This is a genomic window from Novosphingobium sp. BL-S-33 (assembly GCF_056857025.1).
In genome coordinates, this window is record NZ_CM166474.1 from 320116 (window position 1) to 345231 (window position 25116).

Below are 25116 nucleotides of genomic sequence, written 5' to 3' on the forward strand. Positions count from 1 at the left end.
GGGGGCGGCACGCCGAACGCGCCCGCCCCGAAGGAAGCTCAGAAATCGAACTGGGCGCGCATGCCGAACGAATCGACCCCGTAGTCGCTGTCCGTCCCGTTCACGAGCACGGGCGAATCCTTCACCCAGATATGACCGTAATTGAGGATGAAGCGCACATAGTCGGTCGGGATCCACAGCGCCGAGATCCCGGCGGTCTGTTCGCGGCCGCCAACGATCCCGGCGTCGTTCAGGTTCAGCCAGTCGTACCGGACATTGAGCTGCACGGCGCCCAGTCCGCCCTTGTCGAAGCCGTCATGCGGACGGATCCGCTCGAAGACACCGGCCTTGTAGGGGGTGTCGTCATGCGTGAGCATATAGCCGACTTCCGCGTAACCGCCGTTGAAGGTGGGATCGGCAAAGCCGACGCGGCGCACTTTCTGCCAGTAGGTTTCGCTCGTCGCATGGAACCGGCCCTTGATCCACGCGGCTTCGAGCCCGAGGCCGAGTTCGTTGCGCGCATCGCTGACCGGGGCGCTGAGCAGCCGCAAGTCGGTGGTGTGGATGAACGGACGGCTCTGGTACGTCACCGAAGGAATCGAATCGTTGAGCGTGCGCCAGTGGACCGAACCGCCCAGGTGGAGCGTGCCGCCCGCAACTTGCGGCATCGCCACGACGCGGCCGTCCATGCTCCAGGACTTGTCGTAATCGTTGTTGAGCGAATTGGGATCGTCGCTGAACACGCCGCCCTGCACCAGCACGGTCTTGCCGAGGTACTGGGCATTGAGGCCCACCCGGCGCTCGAAGCCGAAGGCGCCGACGAAGCTGGCCCGTTCCATGAAACTGGTGAACAGGTCCGAGGTCATGTCCTCCAGCCCGGTGTTGGGCTTCTGGTTGCCGAGCGCCAAGGTGACGTTCTTGCCCGCCTTGTAGGTCAGGTACATGTCATTGATGACGACGCTGGAATTGGCGAGATCGACCTCGAAGCGGTAGCCGAAGCCGCCCGGCATCGTGCCGTCGAAGCCGAGATAGGCGCGGCGCAGTTCGGTGCTGACGCCCAGATGGTTGCTCGCGGCCGGGTCCAGCCCCGAAGGCGCGTTGACCGCCCCGACATCGACCTGAAGACGGCCGCGCGGCTTGAAGCTCCAGCCGTTGTCGCTGCGGAATTCCGGCGCGCCCTTCCAGACGACCTGGATCGGCGACTGGCTCGATGACGGATTTCCTGCCGGCGCGGGCGGCGTGGCGCTGGCGGCCTTGGCGGCGGTTTCCTTTGCGGCGGCGGCCACGCTGGCCGATTCGGCCGCGCTCTGCTCTGCATTGCGGGCCGCCTGCGTGGCGGCATCGGCGCGCGCATTGGCGGCGCCGAGCTGGCCTTCGAGCGTTTCGATCCGGCCTTCCATCGCCTTCATCTGCGCCCGCATGGCGGCAAGCTCACGCTGGATTTCGGCTGAATCCTGCGCGTGAGCGGGCGAAGGAATCGCCCAGCCCATCGCGACAGCTATCGCAAGCGTAGAAATTGTCCCGCTTTTCTGCACCTGCGGCATCCTTTCGTGAACCTTGAATTGCACTTTCCCGACGCTCGTATGACGAAGAGATTACAGTTCAATGACACTGGCTTGATGACAGGGGAGGACAGCCGGCAAAACCGGTGCCTTTGGAAATTTCTGAAACGCCCGAATGGATAGATCACTGTCACATGACAGGCATGAGTTCGCCCATACCCCCACAAGCCCCGTTTCGGTGAAACGAGTGCCGCAAAGGCCAGAATGAAGGACGGAATGTGCATGGCAGCGCCTGACCCGGCGCCCGGACAGGCAAACGCGGCGGCCCCGTGGCCGCCGCGCGGAAATCAGCCCGCGTTTTCCTCGCGCCGAAGCGGCAGCATGAGCGAGGCGACAGTGCCCTGACCAGGGCGGCTGTCGATGTCGAAGCGGCCGCGATGGCGCTCGACGATATGCTTGACGATCGAGAGGCCCAGCCCGGTGCCGCCCACGGCGCGGCTGCGGCTGGCGTCGGCGCGGTAGAAGCGCTCGGTCACGCGCGGCAGGTGCTCCGGCGAGATGCCCTCGCCCTCGTCGGTTACGGTCACGAGCACCCAGCCGGTGCTGGTGGCCTCCAGCGCGACATCGACCTTGCCGCCCTGCGTGCCGTACTTGAGCGAGTTGTCGATCAGGTTGCGCAGAACTTGCGCCAGTTGCCCCCGGTCGCCCGTGACCACGGCGGTTTCGCAATTGGCGTGGACCATGACATTCGATCCCGGCTTCGATTCGCCCGCCATTTCCTGCGCCAGCGCCACCATCTCGATGCGGTCGGAGGGCACTTCATGCTTCACCGCCTCGATCCGCGAGAGGCTCATGAGGTCCAGGATCAGCGCCTGCATGCGGTGCGCCTCATGCCGGATGGTGTCGAGGAAGCGGTTGCGCAGGGCCTCGTCGCCGCCCGCCTTGGGGTTCATCAGCGTCTCGACATAGCCGAGCACGTTGGCCAGCGGCGTGCGCAGTTCATGGCTGGCATTGGCGACGAAATCGGCATGCGACTTGGCGACGCTGACCCGCTCCGACAGATCGTAGAGGCTCACCAGCCGGTCGGTGGGAGAAACCGCGCGGCAATCGACTTCCCAGACGCTGCCGCCGGTCGAAAGCCCGGTAACGCGGGCAATGCCGCCGCCCTCGCTGAGGATCGCGGCCACCGCGCGCGGTTCGCGAATGGCGATGCGCACGTCCTGCCCGACGATATGCGCGCCCAGCAGGGCCTTGGCCGCGCTGTTGGCGAAGCGGACTTGCCCGCGCGAGACCATCATTGCCGGGGTCTGGAGATGTTCGAGGAGCTGGACGCCGTCACCGGCCATGAATTTCGCCTTCATTATCGCTGACCCACTTCCATGCCCGCGTCCAAAGACAGGACAAAGACGCACCGGCAACGAACTTGCGGAAAATTGCGTCCGAAACGGCCCCCGATAAGGTATGCACACTGTTGTCGTGTTCAATCCGTGCAAACGAGGTTGAGGTTTCGCCCGCTCTCGCCTAGCACTTCGCACGCAGTCCATGCTATGCTGCAACCGCGAAGAACAGACGTCCTGCCTGACACCCCGATCGTGACATCCTGACCTCAATCCCAGGATCGACGCAATCACATGGCCGACCCCTTTTCGACACGGTGCGCATAGCTGGAATGCGGGAGGAGGAGCCCGCCGGTCTCCGGCGGAAATGACCGTAAAGGTGAACAACCTTCAGAAGGTGGACCGCGCTCAGTGACCAATTCCATTTCGGCCCAATTCACGTCAGACCGTCTGCTCCTGTTCGGCGCCACGGGCGATCTTTCGCGCCGCATGCTGCTTCCCTCGCTCTGTGCCCTTGATGCGGAGGGTCTGCTGGACCCGAAGATCGAGATCATCGGCACGGCCCGTTCGGATCACGACGATCAGGAATTCCGCAACTTCGCGCGGCAATCGGTGGAGCAGTTCCTGCCTGCCGACCGGCGCGGCGGCATGGCGCGGTTCCTCAACCGGCTGTCCTACCAGACGCTGGACGCCAACCAGATGGACGGCTTCAACGCGCTGGCGGCCAAAGTCGGCCAGCCGCAGGACGGCCTCTCGATCTTCCTCTCCACCGCGCCCAGCCTGTTCGAGCCGACCATTCGCGGCCTTCAGGCCAGCGGTCTGGCGGGTGACAATGTGCGCATCGGGCTGGAAAAGCCGCTCGGCGTGGACCTTGCCTCCAGCAAGATCATCAACGACGCCGTCGCCCGGGCCTTCCCCGAAGACCGGATCTTCCGCATCGATCACTATCTGGGCAAGGAAACCGTCCAGAACCTGCTGGCGCTGCGCTTCGCCAACCTGATGTTCGAGCCGCTGTGGAATGCCGCGCATATCGATCACGTGCAGATCACCGTGGCCGAGACCGTCGGCCTTGAATCGCGCGTGGCCTACTATGACGACTCCGGCGCGCTGCGCGACATGGTGCAGAACCACATGCTCCAGCTGCTCGCGCTCGTCGCGATGGAGCCGCCGGTCAGCTACGACGCCACCAGCGTGCGCGACGAGAAGGTCAAGATCCTGCGCTCCCTGCGCAAGGTCGCGGTGAACGAGACCGTCACCGGCCAGTACCGCGCGGGCGCCATCGGCGGCCAGGCCGTGCCCGGCTACGACGACGAACTCGGCAAGGATTCGAACACCGAGACCTTCGTCGCGATCAAGGCGCATATCGATAACTGGCGCTGGCAGGGCGTGCCCTTCTACTTGCGCACCGGCAAGCGCCTGCCCAAGCGCACGACCGAGATCGTCGTGCAGTTCCGCGATGTGCCGCACTCGATCTTCCACGGTCGCGGCGCGCGCACGGTGCCCAACCGCCTCGTCATCGGCATCCAGCCGAGCGAGAACATCACCCTTTCGCTGATGGCCAAGGTGCCGGGTCTCGATCGCAACGGCTTCGGCCTGCGCTCGATCCCGCTCGACATCTCGATGCCCGACGCTTTCGCCGGCCCGCAGCGTCGCATCGCTTACGAGCGCCTGCTGCTGGACCTGATCGAGGGCGAGCAGACGCTGTTCGTTCGCCGTGACGAAGTGGAAGCGCAGTGGGAGTGGATCGACGCGATCCGCGCGGAGTGGGAGGAACAGGCGCAGGAGCCGAAGACCTACACCGCCGGAAGCTGGGGCCCCTCCGCCGCCATCGCCCTCGCCGAGCGCGACGGCGTGACGTGGCACGAGTAAGGCAGGCCTGACGGGCATGAGCGCACCACGCACCCTATATTCGGGAGTGCGTGGGCGGTCTCCCGTGTGCGGCGCCTTGTCCGGCTCCGTGTCCGGCATCAGGGCCGCCCTTGTGGGCGGTTCCGTAAAAGGTCGGCCCGAATTCCCCGCAAACCGGTGGAAGATAGACATTGACACCGGTTACCAAAATGCCTTCAAGCCTCGCACGGGAAGACCTGTTGCGACGGCTTCGGAAGGCTGAGACAAAAAGACAGACGGAAAGTGCAGGAGTAACCCCATGAGCAACCTCAGCCCGGTGGTCGCCCGCGTGACAGATCGCATTATCGAGCGATCGAAGCCCAGCCGCGCACGCTATCTCGCCATGGTCGACCGCGAAGCCGGCCGCCATTCGGACCGCTCGTTCCTTTCGTGCTCCAACCTTGCGCATGGCTTTGCCGCCAGCGGTGAGGACAAGCCCGCCATTGCCACCGGCAAGGCGATCAACGTCGGCATCGTCACTGCCTATAACGACATGCTTTCGGCGCATCAGCCCTATGGCCGCTATCCGGAACAGATGAAGCTCTATGCCCGCGAAGTGGGCGCGACGGCACAGGTCGCGGGCGGCGTGCCCGCCATGTGCGACGGCGTGACGCAAGGCTTCGACGGCATGGAACTGTCACTGTTCAGCCGCGACACCATTGCGCTGTCCACCGCCGTCTCGCTGAGCCACGCGATGTATGACGGCATGACCTTGCTGGGCATTTGCGACAAGATCGTGCCCGGCCTCGTCATGGGCGCGCTGCGCTTCGGCCACCTGCCCGCCGTGTTCATCCCCTCGGGCCCGATGCCCAGCGGCATCTCCAACAAGGAGAAGCAGAAGGTCCGCCAGCTCTATGCAGAGGGCAAGGTGGGGCGTGAGGAACTGCTGGCCAGCGAAAGCGCCAGCTATCACTCGGCCGGCACCTGCACCTTCTACGGCACCGCCAACTCCAACCAGATGATGATGGAGATGATGGGCCTGCATATCCCGGGCGCCGCTTTCGTGCCGCCGAACACGCCGCTGCGTCAGGCCGTGACCCGCGCCGCTGTCCACCGCGTGACCGAAATGACCCGCAAGGGCGACGACTTCCGCCCGATGGCGCATGTCGTGGACGAGAAGGCGATCGTGAACGCCATCGTCGGCCTGCTGGCCACCGGTGGATCGACCAACCACGCAATCCACCTGCCCGCCATGGCCCGCAGCGCCGGGATCGTGATCGACTGGGAAGACTTCGACGAGCTTTCGGGCGCCGTGCCGCTGATCACGCGCGTCTATCCCAACGGTTCGGGCGACGTGAACCACTTCCATGCCGCCGGCGGCATGGGCTGGGTGGTCCGCGAACTGCTCGACGCAGGTCTGGCGCATGAGGACATCCTCACTGTCTCCAAGGACGGCATGCGCGCCTATGCCACCGAGCCGACGCTCAATGACGGCGAACTCACGTGGAAGCCCGCCCCCGCCGTCAGCGGGGACGACGCCATGCTGAGCACGGTGGCAAAGCCTTTCCTGCCCGACGGCGGCATGCGCCTTGTCTCCGGCAACGTCGGCCGCGCCACCTTCAAGACGAGTGCGGTCGATCAGGGGCGCTGGACCATCGAGGCGCCCTGCCGCGTGTTCGAGACGCAGGAAGCCGTCATCAACGCCTTCAAGGCGGGCGAGCTTGACCGCGATGTCGTGGTGGTCGTGCGCCATCAGGGCCCACGCGCCAACGGCATGCCGGAGCTGCACAAGCTGACCCCGCCGCTGGGCGTGCTGCAGGATCGCGGCTTCAAGGTGGCACTCGTCACCGACGGCCGCATGTCGGGCGCTTCGGGCAAAGTCCCGGCGGCGATCCACGTCACCCCGGAAGCGCTGGCGGACGGCCCCATCGCCTATCTTCAGGACGGCGACGTGGTGCGTCTCTGCGCGGTCGACGGCACGCTTTCGACCACGGCCGACCTTTCCGGCCGCAGTCCCGCCCCGCTTCCCGCTCCGGCGGAAGGCATGGGCCGCGAACTCTTCGCGATGTTCCGCATGAATGCGGGCGGCGCCGAACAGGGTGGTTCATCGATGCTGGAGGTTGCCGGGCTATGACCAAGGGAAAGAGCACCGAACTCGTTGCCGTCGATATCGGCGGCACCCACGCCCGCTTCGCGCTGGCCTCGGTGGACGAGCATGGCCAGATCACGCTGGACGAGCAGGTAACGCTTCACACCAGCGACCACGGCAGCTTCCAGCTTGCCTGGCAGGCCTTCCGGGAGCGCAATGGCGGAACCCTGCCCCCGGCAGTCTCGATCGCGATTGCCGGGCCGGTCGGCGGCGAGGTGATCCGCTTCACCAACAACCCGTGGATCATTCGCCCCGCGCTGATCAATGAGATGTTGGGCGTAGAGCGCTACACCGTCGTCAACGATTTTGCGGCGGTCGCCTACGCCGTGGCGCTCGCGCCGGAAGACCAGTTCCTGCACCTTGCGGGCCCGGACGTGCCGCTGCCGGCCGCCGGCACGATCAGCGTGCTCGGGCCCGGCACCGGGCTTGGCGTCGCGCATCTGTGGCGCAGCGGCCAGCCGCGCAGCCAGGGCGGTTACTACCATGTGCAGGCCACCGAGGGCGGCCATGTCGACTATGCCCCGCTCGACCTGATCGAGGACGGCATTCTCGCGCGCCTGCGCAAGCGGCACAACCGCGTCTCGGTGGAGCGCGTCGTCTCCGGCCCGGCCATCGTCGATATCTACCAGGCGCTGGCCGCCATGGAGGGCCGTGCGGTGCACGATCTGACCGACGTGGCGATCTGGCAGGCGGGCACCAGCCATCAGGACAGCCTGGCCGTGGCCGCCGTGGACCGCTTCTGTCTCTCTCTGGGCAGCGCGGCGGGCGACTATGCGCTGGCGCATGGTGCCGTCGGCGTCGTCATTGCCGGCGGCCTTGGCTACCGCATTCGCGAAACCATTCTTTCCTCGGGCTTTTCGGAGCGCTTCCGCGCCAAGGGGCGGTTCGCCTCGATGATGGCGCAGATCCCCGTCAAGCTCATCACCCATCCGCAGCCCGGCCTGTTCGGCGCGGCTGCCGCCTACGTCAGGGAACACGCCGAATGACCACCCAGATCAATTCCATGTCCGCCGCGGTCGAGAAGGTCATGCGCCTTGCCCCGGTGATCCCGGTGCTGGTGATCGAGGATATCGAACACGCCCTGCCGATCGCCGAAGCGCTGGTCGCGGGCGGCCTGCCCGCCCTCGAAGTGACGCTGCGCACCGAATGCGCGATCGAAGCGATCAAGGTGATGAAGCAGGTTCCGGGCGCCGTGGTCGGCGCGGGCACGGTGCTCTCGCCCGACGACCTCAAGCGTTCGATCGACGCGGGCGCCGAGTTCATCGTCTCGCCCGGCCTCACCCCGCTGCTGGCCGAAGCCGCCTACAAGGCGCAGGTTCCCTTCCTGCCCGGCACCGCCAATGCCAGCGACGTGATGTTCGCGCTGGAATGCGGGTTCGAACGGCTGAAGTTCTTCCCCGCCATGGCGGCAGGCGGCCCCCCGGCGCTCAAGGCGATCTCGGCCCCGCTGTTCAAGGCGAAGTTCTGCCCGACCGGCGGCGTCACGCCGGAGAATGCGCCGGAATGGCTGGCGCTGGATTCGGTGCTCTGCGTGGGCGGAAGCTGGATGGTCCCCAAGGGCAAGCCGGACGTCGCCAAGATCGAGGCAGCGGCCCGCGCCGCAGCGGGGCTTGCACGATGACTGCGCTGGCGCTGACCACCGTCGAGGACCTCGACGCCCGGCTCCAGGAGCTTCACGTCCTCACGGCTCAGACGCCGCTCTATAACCCGGTCTTCCAGCTGGGCCTCGAACTGTCGAGGAAGCTGGAAACCGGCGAGATGAGCCTCGACCAGATCGAGGCTCTCGTCGCCGAGATGGACTGCGAGGGCCTGCGCGCCCGCGCCGCCCGTCTCGACCGGCTGCTCGCCCCGGTGGGCCTTGCCGACAACGACGCCCGTATCGATGCGGCGGCGGATGCGGCCAGCAAGGGCGATGACTTCACGGCTTTCGCAGTGCGCTGGCAGCGCCCCGCCGCGCATGTCGTGTTCACCGCGCATCCCACGTTCCTGCTGTCCTCGGCCCAGACCGAGGCGGTGACCCATTCCGCCTCCAATGGCGATTTCAGTGTCGCCTCGGTCTGCGTGGCCTCGCCGGAACGCGACCACGTCACGCTCGATTACGAGCACGATAAGGCCCTCGAAGCGATCGCGCGCGGCCAGAAGGCCCGCGACCGCATCAATGCCCGCCTGTTCGACATTGCCGCCGCCCGCTGGCCCAAGCGCTGGAAAAGCCTGCACCCGATGCCGGTGCGCTTCGCCTCGTGGGTGGGTTACGACATGGACGGCCGCACCGATATCGGCTGGTCCACTTCGATCCGCTACCGCTTGCAGGAAAAGGCCCAGCGCCTTGCCAGCTATGCGAACATGCTCGCCCAGGCCGCGCCGCAGATCTCCGCACGGCTCGCCCGCGCCGGTGCGCTGGCTGCCGAGATGGCGGCGCATTTTGCCGAGGACCTGTCCTCGCCCGAAGCGCTGTCGCATGCGGCCAATGCCCTTACCGCCGAGCATCCGGACAAGCTGACCAGCCTCGAAAGCGTGATCGACGATCTCGAGAACGAGGCGCGCCACGCCGATCAGGAGCAGGCCCGCGCGCTTCTCGTCGCCGCTGCCGCCATGCGCGCGGACGGCCTTGGCATGGGCTGGATTCACTTCCGCGTGAACTCCTCGCAGCTCCAGAACGCGATCCGCCTGCGCATCGACCCGCAGGGCAAGCTGAACCTCGCCAGCCAGGCCGCGCTGGTCCGCATGCGCGAGCTGCTGGCCGAAGTCACGCCGCTCCGCTCCAACTTCGCCGCCCTCGCCATCGAGAATTCCACCGCCGTACGCCAGTTCCTGGCCATGGCGCAGATCCTCGCGCATGTGGACGCCGACGCCCCGATCCGCATGCTGGTGGCCGAGTGCGAGGAGCCGACCACGATCCTTGCCGCGCTCTATTTCGCGCGGATGTTCGGGATCGACGAGAAGGTGGACGTCTCGCCGCTGTTCGAGACCGAGAGTGCGCTCGAACACGGCGGCCGCTTCCTCGACGCTGTGCTGGCCGAGCCTGCCTACCGCGAATATGCCCACAAGCGCGGCCGCGTCTCGATCCAGACCGGCTTCTCGGATGCAGGCCGCTTCGTCGGGCAGATCCCCGCCGCGCTCGCCATCGAGCGTTTGCAGGGCCGCCTGTCCGAAGCGATGGTCGCCAATGGGCTGACCGACGTTTCGGCGCTGATCTTCAACACTCACGGCGAATCGATGGGCCGCGGCGCGCATCCGTCCAGCCTGAAGGACCGGTTCGACTGGCCGATGTCGCCCTGGTCCCGCCGCCGCTTCCTGCGCGCCGGGATCCGGCTGGAGCCTGAAGTCTCGTTCCAGGGCGGCGACGGCTACCTCTGGTTCGGATCGGACGAACTGGCGCTCGCCACGCTCACCCGCATGGCCGAAATGCCGCTGTGGGGCGCGGACGCCGATGCGCCGACCGACCTGTTCTATCGCCGCACCGACCTCAGCCTGGACTTCTACCGCGCCATCCGTGCCGTCCAGCACGAGCACCTCGAAAGCTCGACCTACAGCCGTGCGATCACCGCTTTCGGGCTGGGCCTGCTGAACGATACCGGCAGCCGCAAGTCGCGCCGTCAGTCGGACCTCAGCGCCGACCGTTCGATGAGCCTGCGCCAGATCCGCGCGATCCCGCACAATGCCATCCTCCAGCAGCTTGGTTACCCGGTGAACGTGATCGCCGGCATCGGCACCGCGTCCGATGGCAACCGCGAGGAAATCGCCGCGCTCCTGCGCGAAAGCGAGCGCGGGCAGCAGTTGATGCGGATGGCCCGCGCCGCCGATGCGCTGGGCTCGATCAAGACGGTGGCGGCTTATGGCGAGTTATTCAACTCGGCCTACTGGGCCAGCCGCCCCTATCGCGGCGACGAGCAGCATATCGCCGATGCCTGCCTGAAGCTGGCCGAATACCTCACCAAGGATGACCGGACGGGCGTGTTCCGCCGCCTCGCCTCGCGCCTGCGGGTCGATGCGATGAAGCTGCACTTCCTGCTCGACCTGCTGCCGAACGAGGAACCGCTGCCGGACCGCGAGCATACCCGCCGCAGCCTCGGCGTGCTGCAATCGCTGCGCATCGCCTTGTTCAAGCACATGTTCCTGCGCGTGGTCATGGTGCCGCCGTTCAGCCGCGCCAACGACATCAGCCGCGATGACGTGTTGGAGATGTTCTTCACCCTGCGCGTCGAGGACGGCCTCGCCCAGCTGCGCCGCGCGTTCCCGACGAGCTTTCCCTCGATCGACGACTTCACGGTCGACACGCCGAGCGACTACCCGGATTCGAGCGCGACCGGCTACACCCGGATCCACCGCGAGTTCATCGATCCAATCGCGCGGTGTTATGCGCTGTCACTGCGGATCACCACGGCGCTGGCAAACGAGTTCGGCGCGCACGGGTGATCCGCACCGTTTCCCGCATGGCGATAGTCATGCGGGAAACGGTGGTGCGCTTCGCCTCGGCGGAACCGCGATTCTCATGCGTCTCCTCCGCGAAGGCGGGGGCCCCGCTTTTCTTTGCGACGTCGCGCGAAGGAAGCGGGAGGACGGGTTACGGGTGCACCGTGAAGCTCACTCCACTCATCCGCCCCTCCAACCCCACTCTTCTCCCTCCCCCGCTCATCCTGAGCTTGTCGAAGGATGGCAGCCTCGCGCCACGCCCGCAGGGGGCTTCGACAAGCTCAGCCTGAGCGGGATTGGAGAAAAGGCCGGGATAGACCCGATGGCCGCCCGGCAAAAACGGAGGGTCAACCGCTCTATTGCCGCCCAAGCGTGACGTGCATTGCAAGTTCCGTGGCAGTCGATTCCACCACACGATATCCAAGGGCAGGAAGATCCAGCCCCTCGAACATCGCCTCGCCCTGTCCGAGCAGGACGGGCGAAATCGCGAAATGCAGTTCGTCGATCAGCCCCGCCGCCAGATATTGGCGAACCGTCGAAATGCCCCCGCCGATCTTCACATCAAGCCCGCCCGCAGCAGCCCGGGCACGCTCAAGTGCCTCGTGGATCCCTTCCGTAACGAAGTGGAACGTGGTGCCGCCCTCCATGACGATCGGATCGCGGGCATGGTGCGTCAGGATGAACGTCGGCGCGTGGTAGGGCGGATTATCCCCCCACCAGCCCTTCCAATCGAAGTCCCGCCATGCCCCGCGCTCGGGGCCGAACATGTTCCGGCCAAGGATGAAGGCGCCGAAGCCGTCCATCGAACGCTGGGCAAACGCCTCGTCCACGCCCTCAGAGCCGCCCTCTCCGCCGATCATGGTCTTGAAGAATTTGGTTCCGACCAACCAGCCGTGGAGTTCCTGCCCCCGCTTGCCCAGCGGATCCTGAAGACTCTGCTCAGGCCCCGCACCGAATCCATCAAGGGACAGGGAAAACCCTGCCGCTCTGACACGCCCCGTCATCCACCCCTCCTTGCAACGCGCCTGCCGGCCGTTACGCCATCAGCCCCATCAGTGCGGAAATCTCGCACGTGGCGAAGCCTACCGTACTATCGGAAATGCCGTAAGGAATCAGCAGTCGCTCGCCCACTTTCAGCACGCCGCAGGTGTAGACCACGTTGGGCACATAGCCCGAACGGTCCGCATTCTCGGCGGTCAGTACCGGTTCCACGGTGCGGGCGAGGACTTTCGAAGGGTCCTTGAGATCGAGTAGCGCGCAGCCGAGCGCATACTTGCGCATGGCGCCAACCCCGTGGGTGAACAGCAGCCAGCCATGCTCGGTCCGGACCGGGCTGCCGCAATTGCCGATCTGGATGAACTCCCAAGGATATTCGGGCTCCATCAGCAGCTCGCCCTCGTCGTCCCAGTTCTCCAGCACGTCGGACTTGAGGAGATAGAGGTTCATGCCGTCCTGGCGGCCGACCATCACGTACTTTCCGTCGATCTTCTCCGGAAACAGCGCCATGCCCTTGTTGCGCCCGGCGCGGCCGTGGATCGGCTCCAGCTCGAACGCACGGAAATCGCGCGTGCGCAGCAGTTCGGAGCGAATCGAGCTGCCCGAATAGGCCGTATAGGTGCCGATCCACTCGTAATCGCCGTCGCCATGGTCGAAACGGACAAGGCGCAAGTCTTCCAGCCCGCCGCGCTGCTGTTCGGTGATCGGGAAGATCACCGTGTTGGACAGGCTCGATTCGGGATGGCGATGGACGAAGACGTTGGTGTCCTCGGCATCGATCTGCTCCTCGTCGTCGAGTTCCACCGATGTCGCGAAGGAGGCCTGCGGCCAGAGGCTGAACGTGCCGTCTTCCTCGGCAATGCCTTCGCGGAAGGCGATCGAGCTGATGTGCCCTTCCCCCACCGCGCGCAGGCTCATGATGAAACGCACCGAGCCGTCCTGCATGCCCGACTGGTCGGGCGCGGGCACGATCGAGGGGTTCATCAGCGCCGCCGCCGCGAATGTGTATTCGTGGCAGAAATAGGCCCCGATCAGCCGCTGGCGCGCCTCGGAAAAGCGCGAGGGATCGAGATCGAGATTCGCCGCCACTTCGGCGAAGCGTTCGGCGAAGATGTTCTCGGTCTGCCAGTGGCGCTCCTTGAAGTCGCGCAGCACGCGCTCGTATTCGGCATCGGCGCGCTCTTCGGTGAGCGCGGCGATATCCTCCACGAGGTTCATCGCCCGCGTACTGGGCGCGTTTTTCGCCTGCCACCCGAGGTGGAACGGTCGGAGCACCACGCGCGACGGATCGGCGTGGAGACGCGTTTCGAAAATATGCAGCGGTTCAGACCAGGCTGTCTCGGGCCGGTTCAAGCCAACCTCCTCCGGATGCCAGCGGACCCGTTGATGCCAATGGGCCCAACTCGGCGAGTTCCGCCATAGCATAGTGTGAAAGTTGGAAAGCGAGAACGGATTCCGCACCGCAATTGCCGTTTACCCCACGCGGGGTCACGCCGTCGCGGCAGCGCCCGGACACGAGATCGGCCAGAACCACCCCGCGATCGTTGCCGCCGAAGAACCAGCGCCACGCCGCCAGGGCATGTTCGCGCCAGAACGCGCCGTGCGTGGCGCGCCATGCAGTGCGCGATGCCTCGATGGCGGCTTGTGCTTCCAGCGGCTGCTGGTCGAACGGCAAGTAGCTGTAGGGCTTGTGGAAACTCTCGGAACCGATGGGCCGGAACTGCCCCCGCGCCGAGACCTGCTGGTGGCAGATCCATTCGAGCGTGGCGAGCCCGTCGCCGATCCAGTCCTCGCGGCCCAGAGCCATGCCGGCCTCGATCAGAGCCTGCGGCAGGCGCGGGTTGTCATAGCCGAGCACGGCTTCGAACCAGGCCCAGTCGGGACGGCGGCCATGGCCGAGCAGCTTCATCAGGAAATCGCCGCCCGACTCCACCCGCGCGCGCGCGGCGGCATGAGAGGGATCGCGCCGCAGCACCGCGCAGGCGCCGAGCATGGCAAAGGCCACCGCGCGCGGCGATCCGGCCTCGTCCACCGCGCCCAGCGCCTGTTCGAACAAGTCGAGCGCCCATTCGCCCAGCGAGTGGTCCGGCACGCATTCGCGCGTCTGGCCCAGCGCCCAGAGCGCGCGGCCGTTGGAATCCTCCGATCCCTCGTCCTCGCACCATGACCGGTCATAGCGCATGAAGTTGCGGAAACGGCCGAGATCCGCGTTCCAGGCATATTGCACGAAGCCCGCATAGGCGAGGCTCCACTTCATCCGCTCCGCGGCGGGAAGGCCCTCTGCCACGTTCATCAGCATCAGCGCGCGGGCGTTGTCGTCCAGGCAATAGCCATGGCGGCGGTCCGGCACCACGCCGATGCTGTGCTGGAGCATGCCGGTGGCGTCGCTCATCGCGAACACCGCAGAGAGCCCCGGCGTGGCCGTAACCGGCGACATGACGGGGCGCGGCGCGCGGGCATGGGCAATCAGCCGCGCCGAGCTTTCCGCGAAACGCGGCCAGATCATCTCGCGTCCGCGCGCCCAGGCGCGGCGCTGCATGGCGGCAAGCTCCTCCTCATCGCCGAGCAGCGCGGTAACCGCATCAGCAATGGCGGTGCTGGATCCCGGCTCGATCAGCATGCCCACGCTGTTTCCGAGCAGTTCGCGGGCGTGGACATAGGGGGTGGAAACCAGCGCCTTGCCCAGCGCCACCGCATAGCTCAGCGTGCCCGAAGTGGATTGCTGGAGCCCCGGATAGGGCGTCATGTAGATATCGCAGGCCTCCAACTGGTCGAGCAGTTCACTCGTTTCCAGAAAGCGGTTGTCCCAGGCGATGTGCTCGGAAACACCGAGTTCGGCGGCCAGCGCCTCCAGCTGCTCGCGATAGGCCTCGCCCTCAATCGCCACCAGATTGGGGTGCGTGGCCCCGACGATCCGGTAAAGCACTTCGGGATGCTCGGCGACGATGGCCGGAAGCGCGGCGATGGCATGTTCCAGCCCCTTGTCGGGGCAAAGCAGGCCGAAACTCATCAGCACCTTGCGACCGGTGAGGCCAAGTTGCGCCTTGAAATGCTCCTGACGGCCGAACGGCCGGTCCGGCGCGCCATGCTCGATAACCTCGATCACCCCGGCCGGCACGTTGTATTCGCGCTGGAGCAGGTCCCGCGAATAGCGCGACATAACCATGATCCGCGAGGCGCGCGCAGCCAGATGCTCAAGGATCACGCGCTGGTGAGCAGTGGGTGCCAGCAACACGGTGTGCAGTGTCACGATCAGCGGCGCGGCCAGCCGGTCGACGAAATGGCACACCATCTCGCCATCCTCGCCGCCGAAGATGCCATATTCGTGCTGGAGCCAGACCGCATCCACGCCGCTCTCGTTGATCTGCCGCGCGGCGCGGGCATAATCCTCGGGATCGTTGCAGGCGATGGTGCCGGCGATGCCCTGATAGGCGAGCGGATGCGCCGGATCGTCCAGCGCATGAACATCCACCGTGATTTCCGGATGATGATCGCGCAATTGCTCGAAAATATCGGTGGTGAAGGTAGCGATACCGCACTTGCGAGGGGAAAAATTGCCGACGAGGGCAATATGCGCAGGTTCCACCCGCTTGTCGGCTTCGGTTTCGTTGGCGGCGTCAAAAATCGAACGCACTTTATCCGAACCCGATTTCCAACCGGGTTCGCCATCACGGGACAACCAGTTCATGCGCGCTCCTTGGGGGGGCAGGAGGGTGATCGAGTCCTCAAAGCGCGAGCATGGCACGAGTTTCCCGCTGCACTGCAAAAAAAGTGCAATGACGAGCCGAAGCGGTGCCGGACGGCGATCTGCCGAGCGGGAATGACATGTTTCGACCGCGCCATCGCCGGGGCGCGAAACACGGCGCCGCTATCGATTGGCCGCTCCGAGCGCGCGATTCGGAGCTATGCCCGGCAGGAACAGGGCAATGACCGGGAGAGACAAGAGATGAACGAGAGCCCAAGTGCCGCGCCAAGTGCTGCCGTGGCCGCCCTCATCGACCGTGAGGCGATCCGCGCCTGCCTCGCCCGCCTGGCGCGCGGCGAGGACCGACGCGATGCCGCGCTGATCGAGGGCTGCTGGTGGAGCGACGCCACATTCGATTACGGCGTCTACAAGGGGGACTTTCCCGCCTATCTGGCCTGGGTCGTCCCCGGCGCCGATGCCATCCGCAACACCCAGCACGTGCTGGGCCAGAGCCATATCGAACTCGGCAGCGAAGTGGCGCGGGTGGAGACGCACGTGATCTCCTATCACCGTATCGACATGGGTTCCGGAGCCGAAAAATCCGGCGAACGCGATACCTGCATCGGCGGGCGTTATCTCGACCGTTTTGAGAAACGCGACGGCGAATGGCGCATCGCCGCGCGCACCATGCTCTATGACTGGGAGCAGGACTGGGGCAGCGCGGCCGACTGGTCGACCGGGGTGATGGGCTATCCCTTCCACGCCGCGCACTTCGGCGGCACCGCGAAAGGCGATTTCAGCGAGGCTTTCTTCGCATGAGCGCACCTCTCGCCGGAAAAGTCGCCGTCATCACCGGCGCCAGCCGCGGCATCGGCAAGGGCATCGCGCTCGTGCTCGCCGAGCAAGGCGCCACCGTCTACGTCACCGGCCGCAGCGTGCAGGAGGGCGATTATTACCTGCCCGGCACCGTAGGCGAGACCGCCGCACAATGCACCGAACGCGGACAGGCGAGCGGAGGAAAGGGCATCGCCGTCGCCTGCGATCATGCCGACGACAAGGCCGTGGCCATGCTGTTCGAGCGGGTTGCCGTGGAACAGGGCCGGCTCGACATCCTTGTCAACAATGCCTTCCAGCTTTCCGACGACCTGCTGGAGCCCAAGGGTTTCTGGGAAAAACCGCTCTCGAACCTCGAAATGTGGGACGTGGGCGTCAGGTCCAACTTCGTCGCCGCCTGGCACGCGGCCGGGATCATGGCCCCGCAGGGTTCGGGGCTGATCGTCGCGATCTCCGGCTATACCGGCGTGACCTATACCTACGGCACCGTGTTCGGCACGTCCAAGTCGGCGGTGGACCGCATGTCGCGCGACATGGCGATCGAGCTGGAGCCGCACGGCGTCGCCTCGATCTGCCTGTGGCAGGGGCTTACGCTCACCGAAAAGGCGAAGGACAACCTTGCCAAAATGGCGGGCAAGATGACCGGTTCGATCACCGGGCAGGCGGGCAGCTCGGTCGAGCATCCGGGCCGCGTGATCGCCGCCATGGCCGCCGATCCGGCCATCATGGAGCGCAGCGGTGCCACCTACATCACCGCCGAACTCGCCCGCGAATATGGCGTGACCGACGTGGACGGACGCGAAATCGAATCCATGCGCGCAAAGCGCGGCAGCCCGCTCTGGGGCCCAATCCGGGAGAATGACTATCATGGCCACTGAAGGCACGACCACTGACCGTAACGCGCGGATCGACCTGCTGCTGGACAAGCAGGACATCCGCGAATGCCTCGAACGCTTCTCGCGCGGGATGGACCGGTTCGACCGGGACACCTACCTCTCCGCCTTCTGGGACGATGCCGAAATGGCGGCCGGACCGTTCGTCGGCTCCGCGTCCGCCTGCTGGGACTGGGCGGTGCCGATGCATGAGGCCGGGCAGATCCTGACCCATCACGCCCTGCTTCAGTCGAACATCGACGTGGATGGCGATACCGCGCATTCGGAGACTTACTACCAGTTCGTCGGCCGCAACCGCGACGAAAGCATCTGGATCGCCGGCGGCCGCTATGTCGACCGGCTGGAGCGCCGCGGCGGCGAGTGGCGCATCGCCTTGCGCACCAATGTAATCGAATGGTGCCACCAGCCGGTGCCGCTGCCCGTGCCATTCGCGGACGTATCCGACATCGCACTCAACGGCGTCACTGCGCGGTCGAACGAGGATCCCAGCTACCAGCGTCCGCTGGTCAATCGGAGGGCGCCGACCAACCTCTGATCCCGCGCCCAATTACGTATAGACAAAAAAGCGCATCAAGGCCCCGCGCGCCATGGACTTGGCCCGGGGCCTTTCCTATGTCTGGCTCACGCGAAACAACAGGACCGACGGGAAACGATGCCCTCCGCCCCCCAATCTCACGCGAATCCGGACCAGACGCTCTTCCGCCTGCTCGCCGCCACTGTCGGCGCCGACAAGGCCGCGCTGGCGCTCACCACGCTGACCATCGACCCGGCGCTTGCGGGCACGGGTGACACCGTCAGCCGCGCCCAAGTGGCCATGGCGCTCAACGCCGCGCTCTTCGCGGACCTGCTCGACCGTGTGCCGACCGCGCAGCGCTATATCGACACCGTGCGTGCGGCGGGCGAGACCATCGTCTTCGACCACGGCGCCCTGCGCACCATCGACGGCGAGACCGGCGACTTGCCGAGCGGCCACATGGCGTTCGGCCGCTTCCTTGCCCCGCTGGGTTACGAGGTCGGCGGCCTCTATCCGCTGCCCAAGCTGAAGATGACGGGCCGCGCCTATGTCCAGCGCGACCTGCCGGAAACGATCCCGCAGTTCTTCGTCTCCGAACTTCATGTCGACCAGCTTCCCGAAGCCGCCCAAGGCGCGTGCGCCAATGTCTTCGGCACATCGAAGGACCCGCTGGGCAAGGCCGAATGGGCCGCGCTCGACTCGCTCGCCAGCGACGGGGCCTGCGCTTTCGACACGGCAGTTACCGCGCTTAAGGGCGCGCTCGCCTGCTTCGAGCGCCAGCATGAAACGCCCGCGCTGGCCGATTACGAACTGCTGCTGCCGGAAACCAAGGAAGGCGCCTGGATCGCGACCGAAGGCAATGCCTTCAACCACGCGACCACCCGAACCGCCGATGTGTTGACCCTGTCCGACACGCTGAAGGACGCGGGCTATCCGATGAAGGCAGCGGTCGAGATCTCCCAGAACGGCCGCGTTCGCCAGACCGCGATCCTGGCCGACAAGATCGTGCGCCCGTTCCGGGAGGCCGACGGCAGCGACGTGCCGCTGCCGGTGCCGGGATCGTTCTACGAATTCATCACCCGCGACATCGATCCGGAGACCGGCAAGCTCGATCTCACGTTCGATTCGGGCAACGCCACCGGCATCTTCGCCGTGACGAGGAACGCATGAGCCAGCTTCAGTCCTTCGATCCGGCCAGCGGCGCGCTCGTCTGGGAAGGCGAAATTGCCGATGCCGAGGCGGTGAACGCCGCGCTCGCCCGCGCCCACGCGGCATTCCCGGCATGGGCTGCCCTGCCCGTCGCCGCGCGCGTCGAGGCAGCGCAGCGGTTCAAGGCCGTGCTCGAAAGCCGCAAGGACGCGATTGCCGAAGTGATCTCGCGCGAGACCGGCAAACCGCTCTGGGAGACGCGCACCGAACTGGCGTCGATGGTCGGCAAAGTCGGCATCTCAATCGCTTCGCAAGCCGAACGCGCGGGCGAAAAGCGGCAGGACATGCCGTTCGGTGCTGCCGTGCTGCGCCACCGTCCCCATGGCGTGATGGCCGTACTGGGGCCATTCAATTTCCCCGGCCACTTGCCAAACGGTCACATCGTTCCCGCCCTGCTGGCGGGCAACACCGTGGTGTTCAAGCCTTCCGAAATGACCCCGGCGACCGGGCAGGCGATGGCCGACGCCTGGGCCGAAGCCGGCCTTCCGGACGGCGTGTTCCAGATCGTCCACGGCGCCCGCGCCACTGGCGAGGCACTGGTGGCCGGCCATATCGACGGGCTGCTGTTCACCGGCTCGGCAGGTGCGGGCGCGCATTTCCGGCGGATCTTTGCGGATCGGCCCGACGTGATCCTTGCACTCGAACTTGGCGGCAACAACCCGCTGGTCGTGTGGGACGGCGATCTCGACGAGGCCGCCTCGGTGGTCGTGCAGTCCAGCTTCATCACCACCGGCCAACGCTGCTCCTGCGCGCGGCGCCTGATCGTGCCGGACACCGAATTCGGCACCGCGCTGGTCGACGCCGTCGCCGCACTGGCCGACCGCGTGACCATTGGCGAATGGCACGAGACGCCCGAACCGTGGTTCGGCCCGATGATCTCGGTTCAAGCCGCCGAGGCCGCCAAGGCCCGCTTCGCCGAACTGGTCGAACGCGGCGCCACGGTGATCCGCGCCTTCGGGGGCGTGGAGGACCGCAGCGGCGCTTTCGTCACCCCCGGCATTCTCGACGTGACCGGCGTGGACGTGCCCGATGAGGAGATCTTCGCCCCCATCGTGCAAGTGACGCGCGTGCCGGACTTCGATGCCGCCATGGCCGCCGCCAATGCCACGCGCTTCGGCCTTTCGGCGGGTCTTGTCAGCGGTGACGACGCACTGTGGGATCGTTTCGTGCTGGAAAGCCGCGCGGGCGTGGTCAACCGCAACCGGCCGACCACCGGCGCTGCCGGATCGATGCCCTTCGGCGGCCTTGGCGACAGCGGCAACCACCGCCCCAGCGCCTATTACGCCGCCGATTACTGCGCCTATCCGGTCGCCAGTTTCGAGGCGGGGACGGTCGCGGGCAACAGCGGCGCGCTAACCGGCAAGCTAAACGGATGACGGGCCTGACCGGAGCGGAACGGGATCTTCTCGCCCCGGTCGAACGGGCCCCGATCCTTGCGCACACGCTGGACTGGGCCGCGATCAACAGCGGCACCGCCAATGTCGAAGGGCTCGCGGCAATGGCCACGCGCCTTGCCGATGCCTTCGCGGCGCTGCCCGGCGATCTGCGGCTGGTCGATCCCGCCCCGGTCGAGAAAGTGGACAGTCAGGGCCAGACCCGCGAGATCGTCCACGGCCGCCATCTCGTGCTCTCGGTGCGGCCCGAGGCCGAGCGCCGGGTGATCCTGACCGGCCACATGGACACCGTCTACCCGCGCGAGCACCCCTTCCAGACTTGCGACTGGCTGGACGAGGACACACTCCACGGCCCCGGCACCGCCGACATGAAAGGCGGCCTGGCGCTGATGCTGGCGGGCCTTGGCGCCTATGAGCGATCCAGCCCGAAGCTCGGTTACGATGTCCTCATCAACAGCGATGAGGAAACCGGCTCTCTCTCCTCCGCCGCGCTGATCGCCGAACTGGCGCGCGGCAAAGTGGCAGCGCTGACGTATGAACCCGCGCTGCCCGGCGGCCAGATGGCGCGCGCAAGGCCCGGTTCGGGCAATTATGCCGTCGTCGTTCACGGCCGCTCCGCCCATGCCGGGCGCAATCCCGAGGACGGGCGCAATGCGGTGGTCGCCGCCAGCGACCTCGCCCTGCGCCTCGCCGCGATGCGCCGTCCGGACCTTTCGGTGAACCCCGCCAAGATCGAGGGCGGCGCGCCCAACAACACGGTGCCCGATCTCGCGATCCTGCATTTCAACATGCGCCCAGCCACGCCCGAACTCGCAGCCGAGGCGCAGGCGTACATCAAGGCTGCCGTGGCCGAAGTCTCGGCCGCGCATGACGTGCACATCCACATCCACGGCCATGTCTCGCGCCCGCCCAAGGCGATCTCGGACAAGACCGAGGCGCTCTACGGCCTCGTCAGCAAGGCCGCGACCGACCTTGGCCAGCCGATGAGCTGGAAGGACACCGGCGGCGTCTGCGACGGCAACAACATCGCCGCCTGCGGGGTGCCCGTGCTCGATACGATGGGCGCGCTGGGCGGGTCGATCCATTCGCCGGACGAATTCCTGCTGGCCGGCTCGCTCGACGCCCGCGCCCGCCTGACTGCCCTCGTGATGCACCGCCTGGAGCATTTTCAAATCGGGTAACCCGCCCGAACCTCAAGAAAATGATCTAAAAACAATAATAGAGCCACGGAGTACCTGCCGCATGACTTTCCTCCTGCGCACCGCACAGGAAAAGGACCTCGAAGCGCTCTACCGCATGGCCAAGGGCACCGGGGGCGGCTTCACCAACCTGCCGCCGGACAAGCCGACCCTGAAGGCCAAGCTGTCCCGCACGGCGCGGAGCTTCGCACGCGCCGGCGACGAGATCGCCAACGACCTTTTCGTGTTCATCCTTGAGGACACCGCCACCGGCAAAGTGCGCGGCACCTGCCAGGCGTTCTCGCAAGTCGGCACCGAGTTTCCGTTCTATTCCTACCGCATCGGCCGCATCACCCAGCACTCGCGCGAGCTGGACCGCACCTTCCGTGCCGAGATGCTGACGCTCTGCACCGATCTCGACGGCGCCAGCGAAGTGGGTGGGCTCTACCTTGACGCCACCGAGCGATCGGCGGGCGTCGGCAAGCTGCTCGCGCGCAGCCGCTACCTGTTCATCAAGACCCACCGCGAGCGGTTCGGCGATACCACGCTGGCCGAACTGCGCGGCGCCATCGACGATGCCGGCAACTCGCCGTTCTGGGACGGCCTTGCGGGCCGCTTCTTCGACATGAGCTTCCGCGATGCCGACGAGTTCAACGCCAAGCACGGCAACCAGTTCATTGCCGACCTCATGCCCAAGCACCCAATCTACTGCGCGCTGCTGTCCGAAGCCGCGCGGCAGGTGATGGGCCAGCCGCACTATTCCGGCCGCCCGGCGATGCGCATGCTGGAAAACGAGAACTTCGCGTTCCAGAACTATATCGACATCTTCGATGGCGGCCCGACCATGATCGCCCGGACCGACCAGATCCGCACCGTGCAGGAAGCGCGCACCGCCGAAGTCACCGCCATCACCCCGGCGGACGAGGAAGAGGCCAGCCACCTCGTGGCTACGGGGCGGCTCGCCGCATTTCGGGCATGCCTCGGCAAAGTGGACACCGCAGATGGCGGCGTAACGCTTGATGCCGCCGCGGCCGCTCTGCTAGGCGTGCAGCGGGGCGACAGTATCACTTACGCTGGAGCGTAATCCATTCGTTCCGAACCGGATTGCGCTCTGTTTATCGTTTGTTTTTCGCATTTTCCGAGTCGTCAGGTGATTCCACCTGACTTGAAAATGCTCTAACGCCTGAGACAGACCCCCATGCTCACCGAGATCAATTTCGACGGTATCGTCGGCCCCAGCCACAACTATGCGGGGCTCAGCCTTGGCAACCTCGCCTCGACGAGGAACTTCGGCAAGGTCTCGGCCCCGCGCTCCGCGGCGTTGCAGGGGCTCGCCAAGATGCGCGCCAATCTGGAACTGGGCCTGTCGCAAGGCTTCTTCCTGCCCCAGCGCCGCCCCGCGGCGGGCTGGCTGGCGCGGCTCGGCACCGAAGTCGAAACCGCCGACCCGCGCCTGCGCGCCACGGCCATGTCGGCCTCCTCGATGTGGGCGGCCAATGCCGCCACCGTCTCGCCCGCACCGGACACGGCCGACGGGCGCTGCCACCTCACCGTCGCCAATCTGGTGACGATGCCGCACCGCAGCTACGAATGGCGAGAGTCGCTGGTGCAGCTGCAAATCGCTTTCGCCGATAGCGCCCACTTCGCGGTGCACAGCCCGATCCCACCGCCGTTCGGAGACGAAGGCGCGGCCAACCACATGCGCCTCTGCGCAAGCCATGATGCGCCGGGGATCGAGGTCTTCGTCTACGGCGAGGCAGGCGGCCCCTATCCCGCCCGCCAGCACCGCGAGGCCAGCGCCGCCGTCGCGCGGCTGCACGGGCTCGATCCCGAACGCACGATCCTGGCACAGCAGTCCGAGGAAGCAATTGCCGCCGGGGCCTTCCACAACGATGTCGTCGCCGTCGCCAACGAGCGCGTGCTGTTCACCCACGAACACGCCTTCGCCGAACGCGACAAGCTTTACGCCGAACTGCGCGCCAAACTGCCGGATATCGAGATCGTCGAAGTACCGGCCAGCGAAGTCAGCCTGTTCGACGCGATCCAGTCCTACCTCTTCAATGCCCAATTGCTGACCTTGCCCTCGGGCGAGGCGGCGCTGGTTCTGCCAAGCGAGGCGCAGGCAGCGGCGCCCGTGTGGAACTGGCTGGAACGCCACGTTTCCGGAAACGGCCCGATCCGCCACCTGTTCGTCCACGACTTGCGCGAATCGATGGCCAACGGCGGCGGCCCGGCCTGCCTGCGCCTGCGCGTGGTTGCCGATCCGGCGACCGTGGACCCGCGCTTCCTCGCCACGGCCGACAAGCTCGACCGCATCGAGGCGCTGGTGGACCGCCTCTGGCCCGAACGGATCGCGGTGGAGGACTTGTCCGAACCAGCGCTCTGGCAGCAGTGCATCGCCGCTCGCTCGGCGCTCTGCAAGGAACTGGGGCTGGAAGAGCTGGACCGCGAGCTTTTCTAGCGGACTTCACGCGGATGCGAGCGGTGGGAACCGTAGATCTGCCGCTTCTTGCACGGGCACTGGAAGCCTCCTGGGACCGCCGAACGGCATATCGGGGCGTGATCCGTCCGGGTAATCCGGCTTTCGGCCAATGCTATCCCACCTCCCGCATCGTCCAATGGTTCTTCCCTGAGTATGAAATCGCGAAGGGCGAAGTCTGGACCGGGGATAGTATCGAACAGCATTTCTGGAACGTACGGGGCGGCGGTGAAGGCGCTGAATGGCTGGATCTAAGCTGGAAACAGTTTCCGCCCGAGTCTGTGGTGCGAGGGTTTGTTCTTCTCGACCGCAATGCGTTGGGTGACAGCGCGGGCACTGTGGAAAGGTGCGCGCTGCTTCGTCGGCGGGTGCTGTCGTATCTGGCCAGAAACCAAGACGAGACGCTTCGATGATTTCGTCAATACCGGGGTCAAAACCTTCGTCATCCTGAACTTGTTTCAGGATCCATTTCGCGGCCCATCACGAACGGAGGCGCGAACGACGCCACGCTTGCGGGTTGCCGATTGGAGCACGGGGCAGGCGGTAAAATGGATCCTGAAACAAGTTCAGGATGACGAAGGCGGGAGGCGTGTCTCATTCCCCCATTCCAATCGTCATATTCCGCACGATGACGTGGGTGGGAGCGCGCGGTTCTATTTTCTCCCTCCCTCCCGATCCCGCTCAGGCTGAGCTTGTCGAAGCCCCCGGCGGCGAGGCGCGAGGCCTG

At 66.1% G+C, this 25116-nt stretch carries 19 protein-coding genes; 14 read left to right on the forward strand and 5 right to left on the reverse strand.

The window, feature by feature from the left end:
* Window positions 1-38: 38 nt before the first annotated feature.
* Together AC1VVM_RS01455 and AC1VVM_RS01460 are read right to left on the reverse strand one after the other, a co-directional pair.
* Window positions 39-1514: a porin gene (locus AC1VVM_RS01455; protein ID WP_132390500.1), complete on the reverse strand. Its 1476-nt coding sequence runs from the start codon at window positions 1512-1514 to the stop codon at window positions 39-41.
* 314 nt (window positions 1515-1828) lie between these two features.
* Window positions 1829-2842 carry a sensor histidine kinase gene (locus AC1VVM_RS01460; RefSeq protein ID WP_482904954.1) on the reverse strand — a complete coding sequence of 338 codons (1014 nt, stop codon included), beginning with the start codon at window positions 2840-2842 and terminating at the stop codon, window positions 1829-1831.
* 465 nt (window positions 2843-3307) lie between these two features.
* Between AC1VVM_RS01460 and zwf the strand changes: the two genes are divergently transcribed.
* The 5 genes from zwf (at window position 3308) to AC1VVM_RS01485 (ending at window position 11210) form a co-directional block, all read left to right on the forward strand.
* Window positions 3308-4687, forward strand: a complete 1380-nt coding sequence (gene zwf / locus AC1VVM_RS01465) for a glucose-6-phosphate dehydrogenase (RefSeq protein WP_243652710.1) — start codon at window positions 3308-3310, stop codon at window positions 4685-4687.
* Window positions 4688-4964: 277 nt separating this feature from the next.
* On the forward strand, window positions 4965-6779 hold the full coding sequence (edd, locus tag AC1VVM_RS01470; RefSeq protein ID WP_482904955.1) for a phosphogluconate dehydratase: 1815 nt from the start codon (window positions 4965-4967) through the stop codon (window positions 6777-6779).
* Complete coding sequence (locus AC1VVM_RS01475; protein WP_482955653.1) at window positions 6776-7780, forward strand: glucokinase; 1005 nt, start codon at window positions 6776-6778, stop codon at window positions 7778-7780. Before edd ends, AC1VVM_RS01475 begins: the two co-directional genes overlap by 4 nt.
* The gene (eda, locus tag AC1VVM_RS01480; RefSeq protein WP_482904957.1) at window positions 7777-8415 is read left to right on the forward strand and encodes a bifunctional 4-hydroxy-2-oxoglutarate aldolase/2-dehydro-3-deoxy-phosphogluconate aldolase; all 639 of its coding nucleotides are present in this window, start codon (window positions 7777-7779) and stop codon (window positions 8413-8415) included. The genes AC1VVM_RS01475 and eda overlap by 4 nt, the downstream gene beginning before the upstream one ends.
* A complete protein-coding gene (locus tag AC1VVM_RS01485; RefSeq protein ID WP_482955654.1) occupies window positions 8412-11210 on the forward strand; it encodes a phosphoenolpyruvate carboxylase in 2799 nt (932 codons plus the stop codon). Before eda ends, AC1VVM_RS01485 begins: the two co-directional genes overlap by 4 nt.
* 353 nt (window positions 11211-11563) lie before the next feature.
* Here the strand turns inward: AC1VVM_RS01485 and AC1VVM_RS01490 are convergent, their stop codons facing one another.
* Genes AC1VVM_RS01490 through AC1VVM_RS01500 form a run of 3 tightly spaced genes read right to left on the reverse strand, consistent with a single transcriptional unit; the run spans window position 11564 to window position 15891 of the window.
* Window positions 11564-12211: a dihydrofolate reductase family protein gene (locus AC1VVM_RS01490; RefSeq protein WP_482904959.1), complete on the reverse strand. Its 648-nt coding sequence runs from the start codon at window positions 12209-12211 to the stop codon at window positions 11564-11566.
* A gap of 31 nt (window positions 12212-12242) precedes the next feature.
* Window positions 12243-13556: a glycoside hydrolase family 130 protein gene (locus AC1VVM_RS01495; RefSeq protein WP_482904960.1), complete on the reverse strand. Its 1314-nt coding sequence runs from the start codon at window positions 13554-13556 to the stop codon at window positions 12243-12245.
* Complete coding sequence (locus AC1VVM_RS01500; protein WP_482904961.1) at window positions 13528-15891, reverse strand: glycosyltransferase; 2364 nt, start codon at window positions 15889-15891, stop codon at window positions 13528-13530. Before AC1VVM_RS01500 ends, AC1VVM_RS01495 begins: the two co-directional genes overlap by 29 nt.
* A 258-nt stretch (window positions 15892-16149) precedes the next feature.
* On the opposite strand from AC1VVM_RS01500, the gene AC1VVM_RS01505 reads away from it, so the two are divergent.
* From AC1VVM_RS01505 to AC1VVM_RS01545, 9 genes are all read left to right on the forward strand, one after another.
* Window positions 16150-16707, forward strand: a complete 558-nt coding sequence (locus tag AC1VVM_RS01505) for a nuclear transport factor 2 family protein (RefSeq protein ID WP_482904962.1) — start codon at window positions 16150-16152, stop codon at window positions 16705-16707.
* Window positions 16704-17600 carry an SDR family NAD(P)-dependent oxidoreductase gene (locus tag AC1VVM_RS01510; protein WP_482904963.1) on the forward strand — a complete coding sequence of 299 codons (897 nt, stop codon included), beginning with the start codon at window positions 16704-16706 and terminating at the stop codon, window positions 17598-17600. Before AC1VVM_RS01505 ends, AC1VVM_RS01510 begins: the two co-directional genes overlap by 4 nt.
* Complete coding sequence (locus AC1VVM_RS01515) at window positions 17590-18150, forward strand: nuclear transport factor 2 family protein (RefSeq protein ID WP_482904964.1); 561 nt, start codon at window positions 17590-17592, stop codon at window positions 18148-18150. Before AC1VVM_RS01510 ends, AC1VVM_RS01515 begins: the two co-directional genes overlap by 11 nt.
* 117 nt (window positions 18151-18267) lie before the next feature.
* Entirely contained in the window at window positions 18268-19299 is a 1032-nt protein-coding gene (locus tag AC1VVM_RS01520) for a 2-oxoadipate dioxygenase/decarboxylase family protein (protein WP_482955655.1), read from the forward strand.
* On the forward strand, window positions 19296-20714 hold the full coding sequence (gene astD, locus AC1VVM_RS01525; protein WP_482955656.1) for a succinylglutamate-semialdehyde dehydrogenase: 1419 nt from the start codon (window positions 19296-19298) through the stop codon (window positions 20712-20714). The genes AC1VVM_RS01520 and astD overlap by 4 nt, the downstream gene beginning before the upstream one ends.
* Complete coding sequence (locus AC1VVM_RS01530) at window positions 20711-21913, forward strand: hydrolase (protein ID WP_482904967.1); 1203 nt, start codon at window positions 20711-20713, stop codon at window positions 21911-21913. The genes astD and AC1VVM_RS01530 overlap by 4 nt, the downstream gene beginning before the upstream one ends.
* 61 nt (window positions 21914-21974) lie before the next feature.
* Complete coding sequence (locus AC1VVM_RS01535) at window positions 21975-22994, forward strand: arginine N-succinyltransferase (protein ID WP_132390472.1); 1020 nt, start codon at window positions 21975-21977, stop codon at window positions 22992-22994.
* A gap of 114 nt (window positions 22995-23108) precedes the next feature.
* Entirely contained in the window at window positions 23109-24371 is a 1263-nt protein-coding gene (locus AC1VVM_RS01540; RefSeq protein ID WP_132390470.1) for an N-succinylarginine dihydrolase, read from the forward strand.
* A 23-nt stretch (window positions 24372-24394) separates the two neighbouring features.
* Complete coding sequence (locus AC1VVM_RS01545) at window positions 24395-24802, forward strand: YunG family protein (protein WP_482955657.1); 408 nt, start codon at window positions 24395-24397, stop codon at window positions 24800-24802.
* Window positions 24803-25116: the final 314 nt, after the last annotated feature.